Source organism: Streptomyces sp. NPDC104313, assembly GCF_055583985.1.
Genome location: NZ_JBVJMW010000001.1, coordinates 851,708 through 875,143, shown reverse-complemented (window position 1 = coordinate 875,143; position 23,436 = coordinate 851,708). Strand labels below are relative to the sequence as shown.

Sequence of the window (23,436 nt, the reverse complement as noted above, 5' to 3'; positions counted from 1 at the left end):
GTTCCCGTGTCGATCCCCGGACGGGTTTCCGTCCGGGGAGGGCTGTCAGGCAAGATGGGGTGTATCTGCCCACACCTCTATTGCTGCCGGACGGTTTCTCTTGGCTGAGTACATCTACACCATGCGCAAGACGCGCAAAGCGCACGGCGACAAGGTGATTCTCGATGACGTCAACCTGAACTTCCTGCCCGGCGCGAAGATCGGTGTCGTGGGGCCCAACGGTGCCGGTAAGTCCACGGTGCTGAAGATCATGGCGGGCCTGGAGCAGCCGTCCAACGGTGACGCCTTCATCTCGCCCGGTTTCAGCGTCGGCATCCTCATGCAGGAGCCGAAGCTGGACGAGGAGAAGACCGTCCTGGAGAACGTCCAGGACGGCGCCGCCGAGGTCATGGGCAAGCTCAAGCGCTTCAACGAGGTCGCCGAGTTGATGGCGACCGACTACTCCGACGCGCTCATGGACGAGATGGGCAAGCTCCAGGAGGACCTGGACCACGCGGGCGCGTGGGACCTGGACGCGCAGCTGGAGCAGGCCATGGACGCGCTGGGCTGCCCGCCCGGCGACTGGCCGGTCACCAACCTCTCCGGTGGCGAGAAGCGCCGCGTGGCGCTCTGCAAGCTGCTCATCGAGGCCCCGGACCTGCTCCTCCTCGACGAGCCCACCAACCACCTCGACGCCGAGTCGGTGAACTGGCTGGAGCAGCACCTCTCGAAGTACCCGGGTGCCGTCGTCGCCGTCACCCACGACCGGTACTTCCTGAACAACGTCGCCGAGTGGATCCTGGAGCTCGACCGCGGTCGGGCGATCCCCTACGAGGGCAACTACTCCACGTACCTGGAGCGCAAGGCGACCCGCCTCAAGGTCGAGGGCCGCAAGGACGAGAAGCGCCAGAAGCGTCTCAAGGAAGAGCTGGAGTGGGTCCGCTCCAACGCCAAGGGCCGCCAGACCAAGTCCAAGGCCCGTCTCGCCCGGTACGAGGAGATGGCGGCCGAGGCGGACAAGATGCGGAAGCTGGACTTCGAGGAGATCCAGATTCCGCCGGGCCCGCGGCTCGGTTCCATCGTCGTCGAGGTGGAGAACCTCTCGAAGGCCTTCGGCGACAAGGTCCTCATCGACGATCTGTCGTTCACGCTGCCCCGTAACGGCATCGTCGGCATCATCGGTCCGAACGGCGCGGGCAAGACCACGCTGTTCAAGATGATCCAGGGCCTGGAGACGCCGGACAGCGGTGCCGTCAAGGTCGGCGACACGGTCAAGATCTCCTACGTCGACCAGTCCCGCGCCAACATCGACCCGAAGAAGACCCTCTGGGCCGTCGTCTCGGACGAGCTGGACTACATCAACGTCGGCCAGGTCGAGATGCCGTCCCGCGCCTACGTCTCCGCGTTCGGCTTCAAGGGTCCGGACCAGCAGAAGCCGGCCGGCGTCCTGTCCGGTGGTGAGCGCAACCGCCTCAACCTGGCCCTCACGCTCAAGGAGGGCGGCAACCTGCTGCTCCTCGACGAGCCCACCAACGACCTCGACGTCGAGACGCTCTCCTCGCTGGAGAACGCCCTCCTGGAATTCCCGGGCGCCGCTGTGGTCATCTCCCACGACCGCTGGTTCCTGGACCGCGTCGCCACCCACATCCTCGCCTACGAGGGTGACTCCAAGTGGTACTGGTTCGAGGGCAACTTCGAGTCGTACGAGAAGAACAAGGTCGAGCGACTCGGCGCGGACGCGGCCCGCCCGCACCGTGCCACGTACAAGAAGCTCACGCGAGGCTGATCGTCTTGGCTCGTCACCTCTACAGCTGCCCCCTGCGCTGGTCGGACATGGATGCCTTCGGCCACGTCAACAACGTGGTCTTCCTCCGCTACCTGGAGGAGGCCCGCATCGACTTCATGTTCCGGCTGGCGCCCGGGGACGGCTCACCGTCGTTCTCGGGCGGGTCCGTCGTGGCCCGTCACGAGATCGACTACGTACGGCCGCTGGTCCACCGGCACGAGCCGGTGACCGTCGAGTCGTGGGTCACGAAGATCGGCGCCGCGTCCCTGACGATCGCCTATGAGATCAAGGACCCCGACCAGGTGTACGTACGCGCCTCGACCGTCGTCGTGCCGTACGACCTGGCGGCGGAGCGGCCCCGGCGGATCTCCGCCGAGGAGAAGCTCTTCCTCCAGCAGTACCTGGCAGAGGAGCCCGCCGCGGCATGACCGTGCCCGTGCAGTCGCTGCGGTTCGCCGACGCGAGGGAGGCGGCGGATCTCGCCGCCTTCCTCGGCCGGCTGCTCCACTACGACCGGGCCGCCGCGGTCCGGTTGCAGGCGGGCGGCGGCGACGCACTGGCCGTGTTCGGCCGCCCGCCCTCCTTCGAGGTCCTCGCCATCCGCGCCGCCCGTCTGGCCGTCCCCGAGACGCTCGACGTCACGGTGTCGGCCGGTGAGCTGCTGGAGACCCTCGACGTTCCCGGCCCCGGCGACCCCACGAGTGCCCCGGAGCCGGGCGCCGGGGCACTGCCCGCCCCGGTCACCGGGCCGCCGTGGACCGGTGTCCTGCCGCCCCGGGGGCCTTGGCGGGAGCAGCCGGGACTGCCCGGGCCGGACGCCCTGCGCGTCGCGCTGGAGGCCGCCGTCACCGAATTCCGCGCCCGGGACGAGGCCCTGCCCGAGGAGCGGCGCACCCGTGCCGAACGGGACCGTATCGGCCGGGAGATCTGGTCCCGGCCGGTCGGGACCACGGATCTTCCGCTCCGGGCCGTCCACGCGGCCCAGTCCCTCGGCTTCCTCCGGGCCGACCCGCGGTTCCCGGTGTCGCTGCTGTCCTCGGGCGGCTGGCTCCGGCTGCGGACCCCGTACGGCTCGATCGCCCTGCGCAGGGCGGCGAGCGGCGAGCTCGGCGCCCTGCCCTTCACCGTCGGCCCCCGCTGACCCGTGGGTCCCGCGCCCCCGGGCGCCCGCTGGTCATCGCTCGGACCTCCCGGCCGCGGGGCAGGTGAGGTCGTGCGCGGGCAGGGTCCCGTCGCGCAGATAGTCGTTGACGGCCCGGTCGGCGCAGGGCACCGGCCGCAGCCCGTCGGTTCCGCGCCCGTAGACGCCGTGCGCGCGGATGTCCGCCGTCACCAGCCGCGAACCGGTCAGCCTGCGGTGCAGGGCCAACGCCCCCTCGTACGGCACGTTGTTGTCGCGGCGGGCCTGGAGCATCAGGACCGGCACATCGTTGCCGATCTTCGTGCCGGGCTCGGCCGGTTCCGTCTCCCAGAAGGCGCAAGGGGCCGTCATCCCGTTCGCGAACGGACCAAAGACGGGCTGCTCGGCCCGGCTGCGCAGGGAGTTCTTCCAGTACCTCTCCGGGTCGGACGGCCAGCCACCGGCCGGCCAGCCGCCGTCCCCGCACATGAACACCGCACCGCCCAGCATGCTGTCCGCGAGCTCGGGAGAGGCGAGCATCTCCAGCATCGCGGCCAGTTCGGGGCCGGGCTCGACCGGCTTTCCGGCGGCCGCGTCCACCAGGTCCCGTACCGTACCGGCGAGCGCCGCGTCGTGCTCCTCGTGCTGGATCAGCTGCCGGAGCACCAGCCGTAGGACAGGGGCGTCGAGCCGGACCCCGGCGACGGGCACCGGGCGTCTCTCCGCCCCGTCGAGGAGCCGCTGCACACCGGCCCGCACCTCGGCGGCCGTGCGGCCCAGGGCGTAGGCGCCGTGGCGTCGGGCGGTCCAGCCGGCCCAGGCGTCCAGGGCCTCTTCGAGCGGCTTCCCGGCCGACCGGAACAGCTGGTACTGGGTGGCCGTCGGGTCGGTGCTGGAGTCGATCACCATCCGGTCCGCCCGCCCCGGGAACAGCTGGGTGTAGACGGCGCCCAGATCGGCCCCGTACGAGGTGCCGTAGTACGAGAGCCTGCGCTCGCCCAGCGCCGCCCGGATCGCGTCCATGTCGCGGGCCACATTGCGCGAGGAGGCGTGCGGGAGGAGCGTGGCGTTGTCCCCGTACCGGCCGCAGCGCCGCGCGGTGTCCCGGGCCGCACGGACCGATCGGTCGAAGTCCTGGCGCGCTGAGGTGACGGGGCCGGGCGGCACGGCCGGCCCCGCCGGGGCGCAGCGGACCGGGGTGGATTCGCCGAGGAAGCGGGGATCGAAGCCGATCAGGTCGTAGCGGTCCGCCACGTCCCCCAGCGCCGGTCGCAGGCGCAGGGTGTTGTCCAGCCCGGCCCCGCCCGGTCCGCCCGGGTTGGAGAGGAGGACGCCGCGACGCCGGGAGGGGTCCGCGGCCTTGATCCGGGAGATGGCGACCTGGAGCGTGCGGCCGTCGGGATCGGAGTGATCGAGGGGCACGGTGACGTCGGCGCACTGGGCGCCCGCCGCGTTCAGTTTCTCGTACCGGTCCGGGCAGGGCCCCCAGTCGAGGTGGTGGCGCGCGGGGGAGGGTGACGGGGAGGCCGCGGTCGCGGGCACCGCTCCCGCGAGCAGACCGGCCAGTCCCAGGCCGACGAAGTACAGCGGGGCGACGCGCATGGCGCTCCTCCGAACAGGTGGAATGACCTGAACGACGCTACGGGCGCACCCGAAGCCGCAACCATCCGGACAGCCCCCCGAACTGTCCTGGTGCCGTCCCTACTTGCCCGGCTCCTCCGGGGGTGCCCCGTGCGCGTCCGGCCAGACGCCGATGTGGTCCTGCTCCAGCTCCAGCAGCACCCGGTGTTCCATGCCCAGCGTCCGCGTGTGATCCGCGGGCAGTTGGAGCCGTCCCGCCCGGTCGAGCATCGCGTACTCCCGGGCGACCTGCGACTCCTGGCCCGTCGCCGCGTCCACCTCCATGCGGCGCAGCACCTCGGAGGACGTACGGCCGTCGCGGATGGCGACCGTACGCCGCACCTCGTTCGCGACCGCCTGGTCATGGGTGACGATCACGATCGAGGTGCCCAACTCCTCGTTGGCGCGCCGGAACGCGGCGAAGACCTGTTCCCCGGTGGCCGAGTCCAGCTCCCCGGTCGGCTCGTCCGCGAGCAGCACGGACGGGGAGTTGGCCAGCGCCACCGCGATGGCCACCCGCTGCTGCTGCCCGCCGGACAACTGGTGGGGGCGCCGGTCGCGACAGTCCGCGATGTCGAGCATGGCGAGCAACGACTCGGCGTGAGAAGCCCGTTCGCGCTTGCCGCCGCCGCCGCGCAACTGCATGGGCAGGGTGATGTTCTGGATCGCGGTGAGATACGGGAGCAGATTGCGGGCGGTCTGCTGCCAGACGAACCCGACCACGTCCCGGCGGTAGCGCAGCCGTTCCTTCGGGCCCATCGACAGCAGATCGCAGCCCGCGACCTTCGCCGTCCCCGCCGTCGGCACGTCCAGGCCCGCCAGGATGTTCATCAGCGTCGACTTGCCGCTGCCCGAGGCCCCCACCAGAGCCATCAACTCGCCCTCGGTGACGAGCAGATCCAGGCCCTGGAGGGCCTGCACCTCCACCCCGTCCGTGGTGAAGATCCGCACGACACGGTCGCAGGCGATCAGCGCGTCGTGCCCGTAGGAAGGGCGGTCCCGGCGGGCCGCGGCCCGCTGCTCCAGCTCCGCCAGCGTCGTTTCGGCCGCGCGGGCCGTGCCTGCTGTCTCGGTGGACGAGGTCATCGGGAGTCTCCTGCCCTGAGTTCGGTGATCGATCCGCGGCGGCTCGCCCACCACGCCTGAACGCCCGCGACCGCGGCGGCGAGCGCTACCACCCCGGCGGCCGGGAGCCCCAGCGACCAGAGGTCGGTGCGCAGCATGACGGGGCTCGTGTCCGATCCGGCGACGCCCGCGAGCGCCAGCGGGACCAGATCGACGCCGGGGGAGAGCAGGGCGATGGTCGCCCAGCCGGTGAACAGCCCGCCGCCCGCCGCCAGCAGCGCCTGCGGCGTCGCCTCGAAGGCCAGCAGTCGCCTGCCCTGCCCGGTGGTGAGCCCCATCGTGCGCAGCCGTGCCAGGAGCGTCTTGCGCTCCGGCGCGGTCTGGAGCAGCGACAGCAGTACGGCCAGCAGTGCGTATCCGGCGCCCGCCGCGACGGCCGCGAGGTAGATCCTCTCGGCGCCCGCCTGCATCGGGGTGTTCACATACCGCGCGCGCTCCTCGGAACGCAGCTGTACGACGTACTCCTTGCCGCTCTCCTCGACCGCCGCGCGCAGTTTCCCGGGATCCGGCGCGCCGGTGAGGAGCAGTGTGGTGGGCGCCTTCTGCTCCAGGGCGGCGGAGTTCACGATGAGGAAGTTCGTGGTGGAGATCGAGGCGACGCGCGGGACGGTCCCCACGATCTGGACCTTGAAGTCCCCGGACAGCGTATTGATCGCGTGCGGCTCCTTGCCCAGACGGGCGGCCACGGCCGGGGAGGCGATGGCCGGCAGGACGCGCTCCGGGCCGGCCCCCGTGCCCTTGGTCAGCGGGGCCGAGGGGCCGGTGGCCTTCAGCCGGGCGGCCGGGAAGTCCGGCAGCCCGGTCGCGCGGGCCAGCTCGGCGTACGGGGCGGGATCGACGCCCACCAGGGCCGCGGTACTCACGTCGGCGGCGCTGCCGGTGCCGCTGCCCGTACCTGTATCCGTACCGGCATCGTCCGTACCGGAGCCGTTCCGGTTCGCCCCGCCGTCACCGGCCACGGCCTCCGGCAGGGCCACGCTGTACTCGATCCGTAGCGCCGCCGCGCCCTGTGCGCCGTCCAGGTCGCGCACCGTGCGCACCAGCTCGTCGGGCAGGGTCGCCCGCTCGCTCATGCCTGTGATCCGGGCGTCCGCGCCGACGGACGCCAGCGCCGCGTCGTCCCGCGCGTCACCGATGCCGGCGATCACCGAGCCGCCGAACGCCGCCGTGGCCAGCGCCAGCAGCAGGGCCAGCAGCGGCAGCGCCCCGCCGGCCGAGGAACGGCCGGCGCGGGCCAGTGACAGGAAGCCGATCGCCCCGCGCAGCCGGGCCATGGGGCGTGTGGCGAGCCGCAGGGGAAGCGGGTAGAGCCGTACCAGCACCAGCGCCGCGATCAGCGCGACGAGCACCGGCGCGGCGCTGACCAGCAGGTCGGTGCCGCCCTCGGCCGACGTGCCGCGACGGCGCAGCGCCGTCACCGCGCCGACCGCCAGGACGAGCAGGGTCAGTTCGGCCACGGTCCGCCGACGCGAGGGCCGGGCGCTGACCATGTCCTCGCGGGCACCGTGCAGCGTGGGCCGGATGTGCTGGAGCGCCGTCCGCAGGGGCAGGGCGACGCACACCAGAAGGCCGACGCCGGCGGCCGCCAGCGCCCCCGGCCACCAGCGGCCCTCGCCCACGGCCAGTACCGCGAGCAGCAGCCCGAGCGCGCTCGCGGGCAGCACGGTCACCGCGGTCTCCGCGAGCAGCCGGCCGCCGATGCCGCGCAGCGAGCCGCCGCGTGAGCGCATCAGCGCCAGTTCGCCGCGACGGCGGGCGGCGATCAGGGCCCCCGTCATCAACAGGACGACGGCGGCCACGGAGCCGATGCCGAGGGCGGCGACCGCGATCACGGGACTGATCGCGTCGCGCATCCGCGCGTTGGCCTCCACGATGTGGCCGAGTCCGGTGGCGAACACCGCGGTGTCCCCGGCGATCTCCCGCACCTTCAGCAGCCCGGGGCCGCTCTCCAGCGAGGCGATGACGGACGTCAGCCGGGCACCGTCGGGGCCGCTCAGCCCGGCCGGGTCGGGCGGTATCCGCCAGAAGAGGACGGGCTCGGCGGCCGTGCTCAGGAGTACGGGGCCGGTGTCCTCGGCCAGCAGGACGGTGCCGGTCCAGAAGTTCTGCGGGACGGGGCTCCCGGGGTCCGGGACCAGGGAGGGGGTGCGCAGCAGCGGATCGGCGGACCAGTAGCTGCCGCGCGGATCGCGCGGGTCCACGATGCCGGTGATCGTCACGGTGATGGGTTCCTGGGCCGCGGTGAGCAGCTCGACGGTCGCGCCGACCTTCACCTTCAGCTCGGCCGCCGTCTCCTCGGTCACCGCGCCCTGCACCTCACGGGAGTCCGATGTCACCTCCCGCGGCGTCGTCGGCCAGGCGCCCGCGGCCAGGGTGGCGTGCTCCTTCAGCCCCGACTGCGCCACGTACGAGAGCCGCGGGGGAACCGCGTCCGGCCTCGGCAGCCAGGGCTCGTGCGCGACGGCCGGCTTGGTGGTGCGCACCCCGTAGGCGACCGACGAGGTGTCGGCGCGCAGCGGTGCGGGCAGCACCTTCAGGAGATCGGCCCCGACCCGCGCCAGCCCGGGGTTCCGTGCCTCGGCTTCCCGCTGCGTCTGCGGCAGTTCCAGCCCGGGCTGCGGGCGGGCGACCTCCAGAACGCTGCGGCCCGCCTGCGCCGTCAGGACGTCGTGGCGCAGCCCCTTCGTCTCGTACGCGTCCACGGCCCGTGGGAACGCCGCGGCGAGGAACGCCGTCACCAGCACCAGCACCGCGAGTGCCGCCGCCGCACCGGGCGCGGTACGCAGCCGGGTACGGATCCACGGGGCGGTGGCCGCCCGGTCGTTGTGACGCATATCAGTGGTCCCCCTGGTGGCGCAGGGTGACCGCTGGGTCCCCGCGGCGGAGCGCCATCGTCGCGACGATCACGAGTGGCAGTGCGGCGACCCCGGCCAGCAGCGCCGCGACCTGCCCGGCGGGCAGTTCGACCAGCACCGGTGGAACGGGCCGGTCGGCCTGCCCGGTCAGAACGATGAGCGGGACGACGGCCCGGGTCAGCACCGTGCCGATGCCGAGCCCGATGAGCAGGGCGAGCGCGATCAGCACGCCCTGTTCGGCGGCGATCATGCGGGCCAGCTGGCGGCGCGGCGCGCCGAGTGCCCGCAACACGCCCAGCTCGGCGGACCGTTCGCGCCGGGACCCCGAGGCGCTGACCGCGAAGCCGACCGCCGCCAGCGCGGCGGCGACCACGGCCACGGCCGGCAGCGCCGACTGCGGGCCCGCCCCCAGCGGGTCGTCCACCAACTGCTGGGCGGCCTCCGCCCGGACCAGCACCTGGGCCGGATCGGTGTCCGGCAGGGCGCGCAGGGCGGCGGCCGCCTTCGCGGCGTCGCCGGGGGCGGTGCTCAGCCACCATTCGGTCGCCTCGATCGTGGCGGTCGGCCGGTGGGCCAGGACCTCGGCGACGGCCTTGAGGTCCAGCAGCAGCGCGCCGCCGCCCGCCGCCGGGTCCGGGGTGCCGGGTCCGGCGGCCCCGGTGGTCGGCAGCCGCCGCACCGCCTCCGCCAGGGTCACCCGGACGGTGTTCCCGGCCAGGGTGACGTCGATCTCGTCGCCCAGTTTCGCGTTCGTGCTCTTCAGATAGGCGTCCGTCGCGACCGCCTTGACCCCAGTGGCCTTCGGCCGGGCGGCGGTGACCCTCAGGGTGCCGCTGGTCGGCTGCCAGGCGTCCTCGCCGTCCACGCCGGTCTCGTAGGTGAAGTCCGGCAGGCCCGGGGCGTCGTTGCGCACCGGCGGCTTGCCCGGCCGGTCCTCGCCGAACTCGGTGAGCGTCATGGCCGCGTCCCAGCGCGTCGACTCCGGTGCCGGCACCGGGCGTTCGGTTCCGGCCTCGGCGACCACCCGCACGTCGCTCACCGAAACCCGGTGCTGTCGCGCGTAGTCGGACGGCGCCGCGGCGTCCACCTCGATGCCGGTCAAGGCCAGACCGCCCGCCGCCGACACCGGGAAGGACACCGGGACCGGGCGGCCGTCCACCGGCACGGGACCGGCCAGGACCCGGTGGGGGAGGCCGTAGCGGTCCTCCAGCAGCACGGTGACCACCGGCGGTTCCGGGTCCGGGTACTGGCTGTCCCCCGAGCGCTTCTGCGACACCGTGGTGATCCGCAGGTCCAGCTTCAGCCGGGTGCTGTCCTTGGGGAGGACGAGCCCGGGGCGCGGGGCCCGCTCCGGGGCTATGGCCTCGAACAACTGCCGCGGGCTTCCACCGGCGAGGTCGGAGCGCATCAGCATCCGCTCGTCCGCGTGGGCGGTGTCCAGGGCGAGGACCTCGGCGGTACGCCCGCCGGAGGTCTCCAGGGCCGCCCGGTAGGCGGGGGCCGCCTGCCGCACGCCTTCCAGGGCGCTGAAGGAGCCGGCCGTCGCCGGACCGCTCCCGTGCCCGCCCACGAGCCGGACCGAGGCGCCGGAGCCGAAGTCCGCCTGGTCGGACTGCGAGCGGTTCCAGGAGGCGCTCTGCCCGATCGCCAGCATGCCCATCGCGACCGACAGGACCAGCAGCAGCACCGGCCCCGCGCCGCGCAACGGGCGCCGGCTGAACTGCCAGCCCGCCAGGGCCGAGGGCAGCCCCCGGCTCTTGGCCGCACGCCGTTCGGCGAGCTTCGCCGCGGGCGGCAGCAGGCGCAGCGTGAGGACGGTCCCGGCGAGCAGGGCCAGCGCGGGGGCGGTGACCAGCAGGGGGTCGATCCCGAGGTTGCCCGCCCGGTCGCCACTGAGCGCGCCGCTGCCGGACTGCCGTTCCAACTGCCAGTACGCCACCGCCGCGACGAGTAGCAGCCCGAGGTCCGCGCCCGCCCGCACCGGACCGGGCAGCGACGCGGCCCGGGTCCTGCGCCCGCCGGTCCCGGCCGTCAGCGAGGGAGCCACCACGGCCAGGGCGCAGGCCAGCGCGACGGCCGCGGAGACCAGCCACACGGTGCCGGTCGAGGACTCCCCGACCTTGAGTCCGATCCGGGACAGGGCGCTGCGCTCGGCCAGCAGCCCGGTCAGCGGCCCCGCGAGCAGGGGGGCGACCACCGCGGCGGGCACGGCGAGCAGCAGCGCCTCGATCGCGGCGAACGAGGTGATCCGGCCCCGCGAACCGCCCCGGGCCCGCAGCAGTTCGCGCTCCCCGTCGCGTTCGCTGTTCAGCAGTCGGGCCACGAGCAGCAGGGCGTACGCGGCGAGCAGCACCAGCTGCACCGCGACGATCATCAGCGTGGAGCGGGAGACCAGCAGCGCCCGGTCGAGCTGGTCGAGCACGGTGGGCAGCGATGTCCGCGCGGTGACCCCGGACGCGAACACCGGTGCGGCGGTCAGGGCCTTCGGGGCGCCGGCCGACGTCTCGCGCAGCCCCTTCATGGAGCCGGTGGTCAGCTCGGCGAAGTCGGCGGACGCCAGCCAGGACGTCTCGCCGGCGCCGAGCGCGCCGGAGGCGAGGGCCGAGGGATCGGTGAGCAGGGGGCCGTACGTGGTGAAGGCGAGCTTGCGCACCCCGCGCCCGCCGAGCGGGTCGAGCTGCCAGTACGGGTCGGACCGGTCGGCGGCCTCGTAGACGCCGGTGACCAGGACCCGCTGCTTCTTGTCGCGGAGCCGGTCGGTGACGGTGAGCCGCGCGCCCGGCTTCAGCTTCAGCGCCTCGGCGGCGACGACGGGCAGCGCGACCTGGACGGGCCCGTCGCCTTCGGGGGCCACCGCGGGCGCCTTGCCTCCGGTGATCCGTACCCGGCTCGGGTCGAGGGCGGCGAAGTGGGTGAGGTCCGGCTCGCCGCGCCGGGCGGCCGGGTCCTGGAGGCTCCGCGGCAGCGCGTACGACCCCGAACTCTCCAGCTTCCCCACGGTCACGGGCAGCCCGTCGAAGGCGTCACGGGAGGCCTCGCGGACGGCGGCGTCGGCCTCCGCGCGCTGTTCGTGGTCCACGGACGCGGAGACGACGAGGGCGGCGGAGGCGGCCGACCGGTGGGTGAGCGAGTGGCGCAGGGCCGCGTCGCCCACGGAACCGGAGAACGCGGTGAGCGCCGCCAGGACGGAGGTGGTCAGCAGGACGGCCAGGACGGCCGCGGAGAGCAGCAGGCGATGAGCCCTCACCCGTAGAAGGACGAAACCCGTCACCTGATCCCCCAGCCCCTGAAACACCGTGTGCGCACGCCCCCCGACGTACCGGTGATGCTTTCAGAGGCAACAGGGTTCTGGTAACCGCTTACAGGTGCAACTTGATCCGATCGTGATCGTTATGCGGATGCGAAGTGTCGAATTCCGGAGTCACCCGGTCACGGATCGTGCAGATGTGATCAGTCGGCGGTGTTGATCATCGAAGCGGCGGCGTAGGTCAGGTAGTCCCACAGCCGGCGCTCGTGCTCGGGTGAGAGCCCCAGCTCGTCCAGTGCGACCCGCATATGGGCGAGCCAGGCGTCATGCGCCGCCCGGTCCACCCGGAACGGCGCGTGCCGCATCCGCAGCCGCGGGTGCCCCCTGTTGTCGCTGTAGGTGCGCGGGCCGCCCCAGTACTGCATCAGGAACAGCGCGAACCGCTCCTCGGCCGGGCCCAGGTCCTCTTCCGGATACATCGGCCGCAGCAGCTCGTCGCCCGCCACGCCCTCGTAGAAGCGATGGACCAGGCGCCGGAAGGTCGCCTCGCCGCCGACCTGCTCGTAGAAGGTCTGCTCCTGAAGCGTGTCGCGCGGATTCTCAGTCACCCGTCCATGGTCGCAGACGCGCCGGCCGAGGACGGGGGGACCAGGACCGAGGACGGGGATACGGCCGAACACCGTCCCGCCGTATCCCCGTCCGCCGTCCCTCCCCGCTGCCGCTCTCCGCCGCCGCTGCTTTCCGCTGCCTCTTTCCGCCGCCGCTCGCCCGCGCGGCCACGGCGCAGGACAGTGGAGGCATGGGTGCATACCGGCAAGGCTCCTCCCCGCCCGACGTCGAGGCCGACGCGGCGCGGGAAGCCCTCGTGCGGGAGATCGCCGCGCGGGGCGCCTTCACCGGCCCCGCCTGGCGCACGGCCTTCGCCGAGGTGCCCCGCCACCTGTTCGTGCCGTACTACTACGTGCGCGGAATCCGGGGCTACGAACGCCTCTGGGGCGAGGACCCCGACCCCGAACGGCGCTCCCGCTGGCTGCGCGGGGTGTACGCGGACAGGGCACTGGCCACCCGGCTCAAGGACGGCGAACTCGTCTCGTCCTCCAGCCAGCCGTCCCTGATGGCCCTGATGCTCGACGCCCTCGACGTACGGGACGGACACACGGCCCTGGAGATCGGCACCGGCCCCGGCTACAACGCGGCGCTGCTCGCCCACCGGCTCGGCGACTCCGCGGTGACCACCGTCGACCTCGACCCGGAGATCACGGAGTCGGCCCGGAGCCACCTCGCCGCGGCCGGCTACCACCCGACGGTGGTCACCGGCGACGGGGCCCTGGGCTCCCCGCGGCGCGCCCCTTACGACCGGATCATCGCGACCTGCACCCTGCCCTCCGTACCGGGGGCCTGGCCGGAACAGTGCCGTTCGGGGGCGCGTATCCTCGCGCCGCTCGCCACCGGCCTGGTCCTGCTCCAGGTCCGCGCGACGGCGCACGGTCCGCGCGCCGAGGGGCACTTCCTGCACACTCCGGCGTACTTCGTGCCCCTGCGTGGGGCGCTCCCGGGGCCCGGGGTGCTGCCCTACCTCGGCGGACTGCCGCACCGGGTCGCCGGGGACGACCTCTTCCGGTTCCTCCTGACCCTGACCGCGGGCACCCTCGATCCGCACGAGGCCCTCTCCCTCTGGGAGCGCGAGGAGCGCCCGCAGCGGGAGAGGTACGGCATCACGGTCGGCCAGGGCCGGCAGTGGGCCTGGCTCGACGACCCGCAGGGCCCGTACGTCTGGCCGCTCGCCGCCGGGTGAGGCGGCGCGTGCTGCCTCAGTCCCGGCGCACCGTGATCGTCGTCCACGCCCCGACGTGCACCTGGTCGCCGTCCTGGAGCGGTACGGGGACGTAGGGCTGGATCGGCTCCTCGGCGCCGTTCAGCGTGGTGCCGTTGGTGGAGTTCTGATCCACGACCGCCCAGCTGTTGTCGGGCTGCCGCACCAGCACCGCGTGCTGGTGCGAGACGCCCGGGTCCTCCGGGGGCACCGACAGATCGACGTCGGGGGACTCGCCGGTGCTGTGCCGGCGACGTCCGATGGTGATCTGGCTCCCGGTGAGCGGAAGGCGCTGTTCCGGGGAGTACGCGGGCAGGTTCAGCCCGGTCGCCTCGGGGCCGCTGCGCTGCATCATCGCGAGGAAGTACGCGCGGTCCGGAGCGATCACGGCGGTCCAGGAGGCGGACTGCTGGGGCAGGCCCTGGCCGGGCGCCCCGCCGTGCTGCTGACCCTGGTCGTAGCCCTGGTCCTGGCCGTGCTGCGGACCGTGACCCTGCTGGCCCGGCCGGCCCTGCTGGTCGTAGCCCTGGTCCTGGCCCTGCCCCTGGTGGGGGCCAGGACGCTGGAACCCCTGCGGCGGCTGCGACTGCTGGGACGGGGAGGGCGGCGGCAGCATCCAGTCGTCCCCGCCGCCGGTGTGCCCCGACGACTGAGGCGGACCGGGCGGCGCCGACTGCTGCTGTTGCGGTGGCGCGAAGGGCGAGGCCTGCTGGGGCTCGAACGGAGAGGGTGCCGACTGCTGGGGCTCGAACGGCGAGTGCGTCGAGGGGGTCGACCGCTGCGGCTCGAACGGCGAGGACCCGGATTGCCGCTGTGGGGGACCCTGCTGGAACGAGGACGGCGGCGGACCCTGCTGGAACGCCTGAGGAGGAGGCCCGCTGTGGCTGCCGTCGCCGTGCGGACCGCTGTTGCCGTGCGGACCGTTCTGCTCGGGGGCGAGCGGCTCGGCGGGACGGTTCATCTGCGAGGGGCGCGAGCCCTGGTACTCGAAGGGGTCGCGCGCTTGGGGGGCGCCGGGCGGGCCGCCTTGGCCACCGGGACCGCTGAGGGGGCCGGGCCGGCCGCCGGGCTGCCCACCAGGCCCACCAGGCCCACCAGGCCCGGGCTGACCGGGTCCGCCGGGTCCCTGTGCCTGGAATCCGGGCGGCAGATTGAGGCCGGGAGGAGCTCCGCCGGGCGTGCCGTGCTGCGGGGCCAGCGGGGTGTAGGAGGTCGCCGTGTTGGTGAGGAAGTTCCAGCGGCACTCCTCGCAGTACGGCGCCATCGCCTCACGCGGCGTGCGGCACTGCGGGCACAGCTCCGCCTGCATGGTGGGCCGGCCATCGCCGGAACCCTGCTGCGGGTAGCCGTAACCGGGAGCGGGCGGCGGCGGAGGAGGCGGGGGCACCGCGCCCGCGGGCGCACCGCCGGTGGCCATGCGGTGTCCGCAGACCTCGCACCAGTCCTCGGAACCCGACTGGTGTCCGTTCGGGCAGGTCGGCATGTCGGCGCTTCCCCCTCTCCTCTTCCGGCCCCGGAGGCCGTCATGCTGTCGGTCGCGGGCGTCCTTGCCCAACGCATACGTATGGTTGCTCTGTGCTTATGGACCGGTGGTCGTCCGATGACCGAGCCGTGCTACTTCTTGACGCGAACGGTCTTGGTGGAGCGCGTTTCGAGGGTCATCTCGTCCGCTTCCGCAACCTTCGCCTTCAGTCGCACAGTACCTGTCGCGGCATCGACGACGTCGACCACCTTCGAAAGCAGTTTCGCAGTGTCCTGGTTCCCGGACGCCGACGCCAACTGCACCGCACGGCCCAGTTTCGCCGTCGCGCCGTCGAAGTCGCCCGACTTGCGTGCGTCCAGGCCCTGCTGGATGACTTGTGCCAGTTCCGCCTGACCCGTGTAGTGCGCGACCTGCGGATTGATCGAGGTCGAGGCCACCATGTCGTCCGTCCACACGGCCCGTACGAGCCCCTGCGGCAGTGTCTGCGGGGCGCCCGCGCCCGAGGGGGCGGGCAGGATCAGCGAGACGCGGGCGGCCAGCATCTCCTGGCCGATCCCGGCCTCCGGAACCAGGACGCACACGTGGTAGTCGCGGGACTCGTCGCCCCAGGAACCGGTCGGGTAGTCCCCGGCCCGGGGGCCCGCCCCGGTACGCCGCCCGGTCAGGTCCGCGACCGTGGGCGCGACCTGCTTCACGAACCGGATCTCCACCCCCACGGGCGTCCAGAGCCGCAGCGCCACGTCCGCGACCTCCTTGCCCATGGCGTTCTCCATCATCCGCGTGAAGTCCGCGGCCAGGCCCGCCGGGTCGGCGACGATGTCGGCGGTGCCGAGGAGGGCGGCGGCGATGCCGGCGACCTCCTTCACCTCCCAGTCGGTGCCCACCCCGCGGGCGTCGCAGGTGAACCGGCCGACGCAGGAGTCCAGGGCCGCCCGCAGGTCCTCGGGCGCCTCGTGCTCGTTGCGGCCGTCGGTCAGCAGGATGCCGTGCCGGATGCCCACCTCGGCCGAGCCCAGCAGCCGGTCGGCCAGCCGCAGCCAGGTACCGATCGCGGTGCCCCCGCCCGCGCTCAGCTTCCGCAGGGCGTCCTTGGCCCGGGCCTTCGTCTGCTGGTCGGCGACCGCGAGCAGCCCGTTGCCCGGATAGACGTCCTTGGCCACATGCGTCCCGGCGACCACCGCGAACCGGGTGCCCTCGCGCAGGGCGTCGATGGCCGCCGCCGTCGCGTCGCGCGCGTTGCGCATCTTCGTCGGCGGGTAGTCCATCGAGCCCGAGCAGTCGACCATCAGCACCACGGCCGCGTCGGGACCCTGCCCCGGCCCGTACGCGGGTGAGGGCGCCGAACCCGCCAGCGGTACGCCGCCGGTGGTGCCGCCGCCGGTCGACGTCACGGTGATGATCGCGTTGACCTCACGGCCGCCCTCGGGCAGGAACTCGTTCTGGTACACCTCGACCGAGAACCGCGGCATGTTCGACTTGGAGAAGTTGGCCATCTGGTCGGCTCCTTGAGGCTCCACAGAGGATCAGGCGAAGAGGGGACGCGGGGACGAGGGCCTGGGGACGAGGGCGGCTGACACGGGGTCGGGGCAGGGACGGAAAACCGGATCAAACGGTGCCGCAGGCCGATCCTGCCCCTTGCGGCCGTACGGCGAACGGCAGAAGCGCCACCGTTACGTTGTCGTGGCCCCCGCCGTCGAGAGCGTGCCCGACGAGCAACTGGGCCGCGCGCAGCGGCTGTTCCTGGGCGTCGGCCGGGACGGCGGCGGCCATCTCCTCGGCGGATTCCGCGTAGTTCCACAGGCCGTCCGTGCACACGACCACCAGGCCCGGGCGGTCCGGCTTGAACGCGGCGGTATGCGGCTCCAGTTCGTACGCGTCGGCGCCGAGCCAGCCGGTGATGGCGTGGGCGCGCTCGTCCGCGTACGCCTCCGCCTCGTTCATCAGGCCGGCCGCCACCATCTGCGCGGCCCAGGAGTCGTCCTCGGTGAGCCGGGCGGTCGGCCGGGTCCGGTCCTGGGGCACCCAGTAGACGCGGCTGTCGCCGACCCAGCCGACGATCAGCAGGCCGCCCGCCATGATCGCGCCGACCAGGGTGCAGGCCGGGGCGTTCTGGTTGCGGTGCGCGTCGTGCTCCCTCGCCCCGGCAGGTTCCCGCGCCAGGGCGTTGACCGCCTCGGACGCGGCGACGATCGCCTCGTGCATCGCCTGCTGCGGGTGCGTACCGCGCGGCAGGGCCTCCAACAGCGCCTCGTTGGCGGCGCTCGCGGCTGCCGCCGACGCCTCGTCGGGACGGCTCGCCGAGGAGACGCCGTCGCAGACGATGGCGACGACGGCGGGAGAGCCGTCCGGCAGCGCGGTCGAGGACACCGCGAAGGAGTCCTCGTTGCGGTGGTGGCGCAGGCCCCGGTCGCTGACGGCGGCCACCGCGTCGAGCTCCTGCTCCATGTGGTCGCGCGCACGGGGCTGGGCGTGCCCGCAGTTCTCGCAGTAGCCGTCGGGGTCCACCCGGCCGGAGCGGCAGGCCACACAGACCTTCGCCCCGGCGGCGGGCGCGGCGGTATGCTCCGCCGCCCGGGGATCGGGCGCGGCCAGCGCGAAGTCACCGGAGGCCCTCGCACCGCCCGGGTCCGCCCGGTCGTCGTGGCGCAGCCGGCCGGCCACGGACTCCGGCCCGCCCGCCCGCACCGGACCGGGCGACGGCACCGCGCCCTGCCCGGACATCGCGTCAGGAGTGTCCGGCTCTGTCAACGGCCTGCCGCCCGAGCCCGTCCCCGGCACGTCCGCCGGACGGACCACGGGCGCGGCCACATCCGAGCTGTCGGTCTCCTCGGCGGCGGGCCACCGCACCGCTCCGGCGGCCGGGGTGGCCCGAGGCACGGTGATGGCCATCGTGGGCCGGTCGTCCGGGCGCGCCGGCCCGGCCGAGAGGTCGTAGCCGCACGCACCGCAGAACAGGTCGCCCGCAGCCGGCGGCTCCTCGCAGCCGGGGCACTTCGACAGGGCGGGCTGCTGGTGGCTCTGTGACATCTTCACACCCACGTCCGGGGGCGGAAACGGTTGGCCCGCTCCACCAGTTCGATCCTCTGCTCGCCCCGCTGCGCGAGCCGGGCGAGCATCCGGTACGAGCGTTCCAGCCCGAACCGCAGCCCCCGCTCGTTCAGTTCGGCGCCGAGCAGCTTGCGTACACCCGCCGAACCGGCGGCCGGTCCGCCCAGCCCCGGGACACCGGGACTACCGGAGAGTACCCAGTCCAGCGCCTTGCCCAGTACCTCGGTCGACAACTGCTCGTGACGCACCGGGTCCAGACCGAAGGCGGCCAGCGCCGCCACCTGGACGCCGGCGGCCGTCAGATCGGCCAGCAGCGGCTCCCGGTGCGAACGCTCGCGCAGCCGCGCCCGCACGGCGGCGACCCGCGCCGCCGTGTAGTGGATCGAGGCCTCCGGCACCGACTCCAGGGCGCTCACCGCCCCGGCCCGCTCACCGGCGGCGATCCGCACCCGGGCCAGGCCGAACGCGGCGCTGACGAACCCCGGGTCGGTCGCCCACACCAGGCGGTAGTACTCGGCGGCGTTGTCCAACTGGCCCAGCACCTCCGCACAGATCCCGAGCGCCAGCTTCGGCGCCATCTCCCCGGGGAACGCGTCGTAGACCGCGTCGAAGGAGAGCGCCGCCGTCTCGTGGTCACCGGTCACCAGCGAGGTGACGCCCCGATACCAGACGACCCGCCAGTCGTCCGCGTGATCACCCTCCAGGGTGGTCAGCGCCCGGGCGGCCGAGTCCAGCTCCCGCATCTCCAGCCGGGCCCGCAGCTCCCGCAGCCGGGTCTCCAGCGAGGGGGCGGGCACCGTGTGCAGGGCCGTGATCAGCTCGGCCGGGGCGGAGGCCAGGAGACCGGCGAGGAAACCGGCGTTCGGGTCCATCGCGTCGACCCGGGGTACCGGCAGCGCCAGCGACATGGCCCGCGTGTCGAACAGGGCGAGCAGGACGCCCCCGGAGGTCGCCCCGAAGGGGTCGTACGGTCCCGTCGCGACGTACGGCCCGGCCGACGGGCCCGGGGCCGGCTCGGCGGTCCGGGGCGCCGGGAGCGGAGCATGCGCCGGGGGAGCGAACACACCCGGGGCGCCGCCCTGCGCCGAGCCCCGGACATGGGTGGGTGGTGCCGCCTGCGGAGAGGCCCCCGTCGCACCCGACGGGTGGGCCCCCGCCGGCCCGGGGGGCTGGGCGCCCACCGGCAGCGCCCCGGCCACCGCGGACGTCACGGCCCCCGGTACGACCGGCGTCGTGGCGCCGTGTGCCTGCCACGTGCCGCCCTGCGCCGGAACGCCGGACGGCGGACGGCCGCGGCCCTTGCGGCGGCCCAGGAGCACACCACGCCCGGGGCCGGTGTCCCGGCCGCCCAGCCGTGAGACGTCGTCCGTCTGACGAGCGAACAACTCCGTGTCGATCAACCGCAGTTCCGAGCCGAACAGCGTCGACAGGGCGGGACGCGGCCGACCGGTCCGGAGCGCCACAACCTCCCGCAGCACCCCCGTCAGCTGCTCGGCCATCTCCGCGGCGGAGGCGAACCGGCGGGCCGGGTCCGGGTCGGTGGCCCGCACCAGCAGCCGGTAGAACGACTCGTAGGTCCGCAACACCTCGATGGTGTCCGGGTCCGGCAGCGAGTCCACGAAGACGTTCGTGTACCCCTGGAAGTCGAAGGTGAGGACCGCCAGCGTCCGGGCCACCGTGTACAGATCGGAGGCGACCGACGGCCCCAGCTCCGCGACCTCGGGGGCCTGGTAGCCGACCGTCCCGTAGATGGCCGACTCCTCGTCGTCCATCCGGCGCACCGCGCCCATGTCGATCAGCTTGAGCTGGTCCTCGGTCTGGATCGCGTTGTCGACCTTGAAGTCGCAGTAGAGGAGATTGCGGCTGTGCAGATGGCCGAGCGCCTCCAGCGCCTCGATCCCGTACGCACAGGCCTGCTCGACCGGCAGCGGGTCGCGCTTCCCGGCAGCGGTGCGGCGCTCGTTGGCGATCTCCTTGAGCGCCTTGCCGCCGACGTACTCCATCACGATGTAGCCGTCGAGCGAGCCGGTCCGCTGGTCCAGGTGCTCGACGAAGTTGTAGATCCGCACGATGTTGGAGTGCTCGATCTCGGCGAGGAAGCGGCGCTCGGAGATCGCGGCGGCCATCGCGTCCTGGTCGCCCGTGTCCAACAGGCCCTTGAGGACCACCCAGCGGTCCGAAACGGCCCGGTCCACCGCCAGATAGACCCAGCCGAGCCCGCCGTGCGCCAGAGGGCCCACGACCTCGTACTGGCCGTGCACGATGTCGCCGCCGCCCAGCTTCGGCACGAAGGAGTACGGGTGGCCGCACTTGGTGCAGAACCCCTCGGTGCGGCCGGGCCGCTCACCGCGCGAACGGCCCACCGGGGCACCGCAGTCCGAACGGGAGCAGAACCGCTTGCGCTCGGGCACCTCCGGGTTCTCCATCACCGCCGTGCGCGGGTCGGGCCGGGGCACGTCCGGGACCTCCACCAGGCCGACGCCGAGCCGCCCCCGGGCCGAGGCCGCCGACGTCGAGCCCGAGGAACGCACCGAGACCGAACGGGAGGTGGACGCCCCGGACAGCGAGCGCGACAGCCTGCCGGAGACCGAGCGGCGCGAGGTCGACGAACGGGACGAGGCGCGTCCGGAGGCGCGGGAGCCGGCGCGCCCCGAGGAGCTGTTCCGGCTGCTCGCCCGGCCGCCCCCGGCGATCCCGGTCGGTGGCGAGGAGACCATGCCCGTCGGCGAGACGACCGGAGCCAGACCGCAGGTGTCGCAGTACAGCTCACCGCCGCCCATGTCCTCGTAGTTCCCCTCGCACGCGGGGCGCTGGCACTGCGTACTCATCGTCTCTCCCCCTGTTCGCCCGTGCCCGTGCCCGTGCCCGTGCCCGTGCCCCGTCGGTCCTGCGGTCCGTCGGGCAGGCGCGGCGTCAGCATGTCCGCGACCGCGTGCTGGTAGCGCAGGACGGCCTGCTCGGCGACCCGCAGATCGCACGGCGCGCTCCACAGCATGCGGCGCGCCGCGTCGTACCGCTCCATCAGCACCGGATCCTCCGCCAGGCCGTGCCGGGCCACCTTCGCCCGGTACGCGTCGAGCCTGCCGCGCAGCTCCGCGCGGACCGCCAGCGGAGCCGTCACCGAGGTCAGCGACTCCCGGGCGCGCAGCAGTTCGTCCTCGGCCTCCTGCTCCAGCGACTCCAACAGCGGCGACAGCCGGTGCCACTGGGCGTACCTGCGGTGGTCCGACGCCGCCGCCAGCCGCTCCTGGAGGGCGGTCGGCGGCCCGCTGACCGCGGGCACCTCGGAGGCGGCGATCTTCGCCAGCACCTCGCCGCGCGCCGCCCGTGCCTCCGCCAGGGTGCGATCGGCCCGCGAGAGCACGTCCCGCAGCCGCACCAGGCGCGCCTCGGCGTCCTGCCGGACCGCGAGCACCGCCTCGATCTCCCGTCGTACGTCCTCCAGGGCGCGGGCCGCCCGGTCGTAGCGAGAGGTGTCGGGACGGCCGCCGCCCGGCGCGGCGCTGCCGGGCCCCGGCAGCCAGAACGCCAGCGGGTCGGAGATCACCTGCACCCGCAGCGTGGCCAGCTCCTCGGTGATCTCCGCCAGATCGTCCCCGGCCGGATGCTCACCGGGCCGCACCCCCACGGAGTGTGCCAGCGAACGCGTCCGGTGCAGCTCGGCGGCGAGCAGATCGATCCGGGCGGGCAGCGCCGACCATACGGAGTCGGAGGAGACGACCATGTTCAGGGACCTGGCGTACAGCTCGTTCATCCGGGTGACCAGCTCCTGGAGGGAGAACCGCTCGGAGAGCCTGGCCGGACTCGCGGCCGAGGGCGGCTCCACGGCCCCCGGGTTGGCGACGGTGACGGCCTCGCCGCGCAGCAGACCGGTCAGCGCGGTGAGGTCCTCCCGGTTCGGGTGGCGCCGCCGAGCACGGATCTCCCGGGCCTCGGACAGGGCGCCGGCGTACGCGTCGAAATAGCCCCACAGCAGGGTGATCGACTGCTCGGTCGTGGCCCAGCGCTCCCGGGTGACGCCGGTCAGCTCGGCACCCTCCAGGAGCCGGCGGCCGGCATGGTCCTGGAGCGCGAGGAGCGAGGTCTCGATGGCCTCGTGCTCCGCACCGAGCCGGGCCAGCGCACGGTCCGCCTCCTCCCGGTCCATGACCGGGCCGGGGGGCCTCCCCGCGAAGCTGGGGAAGGATCCCGCTACGCCCATCGATCACCTCTCGGCTCTTCCCGCCGGTCCGGTGGGCCCGGCGGGATCGGTCTGTTTCGGTCTGCACCGGACTTCTCCGGTCCGCTCGCCCCGGTCCGTGCGCGCAGGGGCGCTCCGGCTCAGTCCCCGCGGTACTTGGGGGCGGGCGGGCCCTCTATGCCGGGCAGGTCCGTCGCCAGCCACTCGCGGTACGACGTCATCCAGGGGCTGTTCGGGCCGCCCGCCCGGTAGTCGACGAGGACCTTGTTCACCCGGGCCACCAGGTCGTCGGCGCCCTTCTTCGTCGCGACGCCGTAGTACTCCGTGGTGAACGGGGCCTTCCCCTTGAGCTCCACCGCCGGGTCCTGCGCCGCCTGACCGGCCGCCAGGGCGTTGTCCGTGACGACCGCGTCCACCTCGCCGAGCTGGAGCCGCACCAGGCAGTCCAGCTGGTTGGGCACGGTCAGCAGGTCCCGGTCGCGCTCGGTGCCGTCGAAGTCGTCCTTGTAGAGCGCCCCGAAGGACTTCTTCTCCAGTGCCTCGTACGCCGTGGAGCCCTCGGCCGAGCAGACCCGCTTGCCCTTCAGCGACTCGTCGTAGCCGGTGATCGTCGACTCCTTCGGAGCGAGCACCTGCTGCCCGGCCTGGAAGTAGGCGGTGGAGAAGGAGACCTGCTCCAGCCGCTTGCAGTTGATCGTCATCGTCCGCACGACGACGTCGACCCGGTCGTTCTCCAGGGCGGCGATGCGCTGGTTGGTGGGGATCGCGCGGAAGATCACCGCGTCCGGGTCGCCCAGGACGTCCCTCGCGATGGCCCGCACCAGATCGATGTCGAACCCCTCCAGCTCCCGGGCCGCCGGATTGCGGTAGCCCCAGCGGAAGCTGTTCTGGTCGACGCCCGCGATCAGCTTGCCGCGCTGTTTGATCCTGTCGATGCTGGGCCCGTCGGCGCTCGACGCGGGCAGGCTCGCCTCCGGCTCGGTGCACTCCTCGGCCCGTGCCCGGTCGGCCGTCACCGCTCCGCCGCCCGGGAAGTCCGCCCCGGCCGCCCCGCCGCTGTGGTGGGCCAGCGGCAGCAGGGTGACCGCCGCGGTGACCGCGCACGCCCCCGCCATCCCCGCCACACCGCCCCAGCCGCGCAGGCCGCCGTGCGCGGGCCGGCCCTTCGACCTGCTCATCG

At 73.6% G+C, this 23,436-nt stretch carries 15 protein-coding genes; 4 read left to right on the top strand and 11 right to left on the bottom strand.

Annotated features, from left to right (window positions below):
- Positions 1-100 precede the first annotated feature (100 nt).
- Genes ettA through ACZ60Q_RS03840 form a run of 3 tightly spaced genes read left to right on the top strand, consistent with a single transcriptional unit; the run spans position 101 to position 2,906 of the window.
- On the top strand, positions 101-1,765 hold the full coding sequence (ettA, locus tag ACZ60Q_RS03850) for an energy-dependent translational throttle protein EttA (RefSeq protein ID WP_469627852.1): 1,665 nt from the start codon (positions 101-103) through the stop codon (positions 1,763-1,765).
- 5 nt (positions 1,766-1,770) lie between these two features.
- Positions 1,771-2,193, top strand: a complete 423-nt coding sequence (locus ACZ60Q_RS03845) for an acyl-CoA thioesterase (RefSeq protein WP_007448086.1) — start codon at positions 1,771-1,773, stop codon at positions 2,191-2,193.
- A complete protein-coding gene (locus ACZ60Q_RS03840) occupies positions 2,190-2,906 on the top strand; it encodes a DUF8010 domain-containing protein (protein ID WP_469627849.1) in 717 nt (238 codons plus the stop codon). Before ACZ60Q_RS03845 ends, ACZ60Q_RS03840 begins: the two co-directional genes overlap by 4 nt.
- Positions 2,907-2,939: 33 nt before the next feature.
- On the opposite strand, the gene ACZ60Q_RS03835 is transcribed toward ACZ60Q_RS03840, so the two are convergent.
- The 5 genes from ACZ60Q_RS03835 to ACZ60Q_RS03815 all read right to left on the bottom strand — a co-directional run bounded on the left by ACZ60Q_RS03835 (position 2,940) and on the right by ACZ60Q_RS03815 (position 12,340).
- Positions 2,940-4,487, bottom strand: a complete 1,548-nt coding sequence (locus tag ACZ60Q_RS03835; protein ID WP_469627846.1) for an alpha/beta hydrolase — start codon at positions 4,485-4,487, stop codon at positions 2,940-2,942.
- Between the two features lie 99 nt (positions 4,488-4,586).
- A complete protein-coding gene (locus tag ACZ60Q_RS03830) occupies positions 4,587-5,591 on the bottom strand; it encodes an ABC transporter ATP-binding protein (RefSeq protein WP_469627842.1) in 1,005 nt (334 codons plus the stop codon).
- A complete protein-coding gene (locus ACZ60Q_RS03825; protein ID WP_469627840.1) occupies positions 5,588-8,464 on the bottom strand; it encodes an ABC transporter permease in 2,877 nt (958 codons plus the stop codon). The genes ACZ60Q_RS03830 and ACZ60Q_RS03825 overlap by 4 nt, the downstream gene beginning before the upstream one ends.
- Position 8,465: 1 nt before the next feature.
- Positions 8,466-11,756, bottom strand: a complete 3,291-nt coding sequence (locus ACZ60Q_RS03820) for an FtsX-like permease family protein (RefSeq protein WP_469627837.1) — start codon at positions 11,754-11,756, stop codon at positions 8,466-8,468.
- Positions 11,757-11,935: 179 nt separating this feature from the next.
- Positions 11,936-12,340, bottom strand: coding sequence for a globin (locus ACZ60Q_RS03815; protein WP_469627834.1), 405 nt, complete (start codon positions 12,338-12,340; stop codon positions 11,936-11,938).
- A gap of 191 nt (positions 12,341-12,531) precedes the next feature.
- Here ACZ60Q_RS03815 and ACZ60Q_RS03810 point away from each other — a divergent pair, with 191 nt between their 5' ends.
- Positions 12,532-13,527 carry a methyltransferase domain-containing protein gene (locus ACZ60Q_RS03810; protein WP_469627831.1) on the top strand — a complete coding sequence of 332 codons (996 nt, stop codon included), beginning with the start codon at positions 12,532-12,534 and terminating at the stop codon, positions 13,525-13,527.
- Positions 13,528-13,543: 16 nt separating this feature from the next.
- Here ACZ60Q_RS03810 and ACZ60Q_RS03805 read toward each other — a convergent pair whose 3' ends face one another.
- The 6 genes from ACZ60Q_RS03805 to ACZ60Q_RS03780 form a co-directional block, all read right to left on the bottom strand.
- On the bottom strand, positions 13,544-15,028 hold the full coding sequence (locus tag ACZ60Q_RS03805) for an FHA domain-containing protein (RefSeq protein WP_469627828.1): 1,485 nt from the start codon (positions 15,026-15,028) through the stop codon (positions 13,544-13,546).
- A gap of 131 nt (positions 15,029-15,159) precedes the next feature.
- Entirely contained in the window at positions 15,160-16,521 is a 1,362-nt protein-coding gene (locus ACZ60Q_RS03800; RefSeq protein ID WP_469627825.1) for a vWA domain-containing protein, read from the bottom strand.
- Positions 16,522-16,633: 112 nt separating this feature from the next.
- Positions 16,634-18,055, bottom strand: coding sequence for a PP2C family protein-serine/threonine phosphatase (locus tag ACZ60Q_RS03795; protein ID WP_469627822.1), 1,422 nt, complete (start codon positions 18,053-18,055; stop codon positions 16,634-16,636).
- A gap of 2 nt (positions 18,056-18,057) precedes the next feature.
- Entirely contained in the window at positions 18,058-20,904 is a 2,847-nt protein-coding gene (locus ACZ60Q_RS03790; protein WP_469627819.1) for a serine/threonine-protein kinase, read from the bottom strand.
- Complete coding sequence (locus ACZ60Q_RS03785) at positions 20,901-22,277, bottom strand: zinc ribbon domain-containing protein (RefSeq protein WP_469627815.1); 1,377 nt, start codon at positions 22,275-22,277, stop codon at positions 20,901-20,903. Before ACZ60Q_RS03785 ends, ACZ60Q_RS03790 begins: the two co-directional genes overlap by 4 nt.
- Before the next feature lie 119 nt (positions 22,278-22,396).
- Positions 22,397-23,434 (bottom strand): glutamate ABC transporter substrate-binding protein, encoded by a 1,038-nt coding sequence (locus tag ACZ60Q_RS03780; protein WP_469627813.1) that lies wholly within the window; start codon positions 23,432-23,434, stop codon positions 22,397-22,399.
- Positions 23,435-23,436 lie beyond the last annotated feature (2 nt).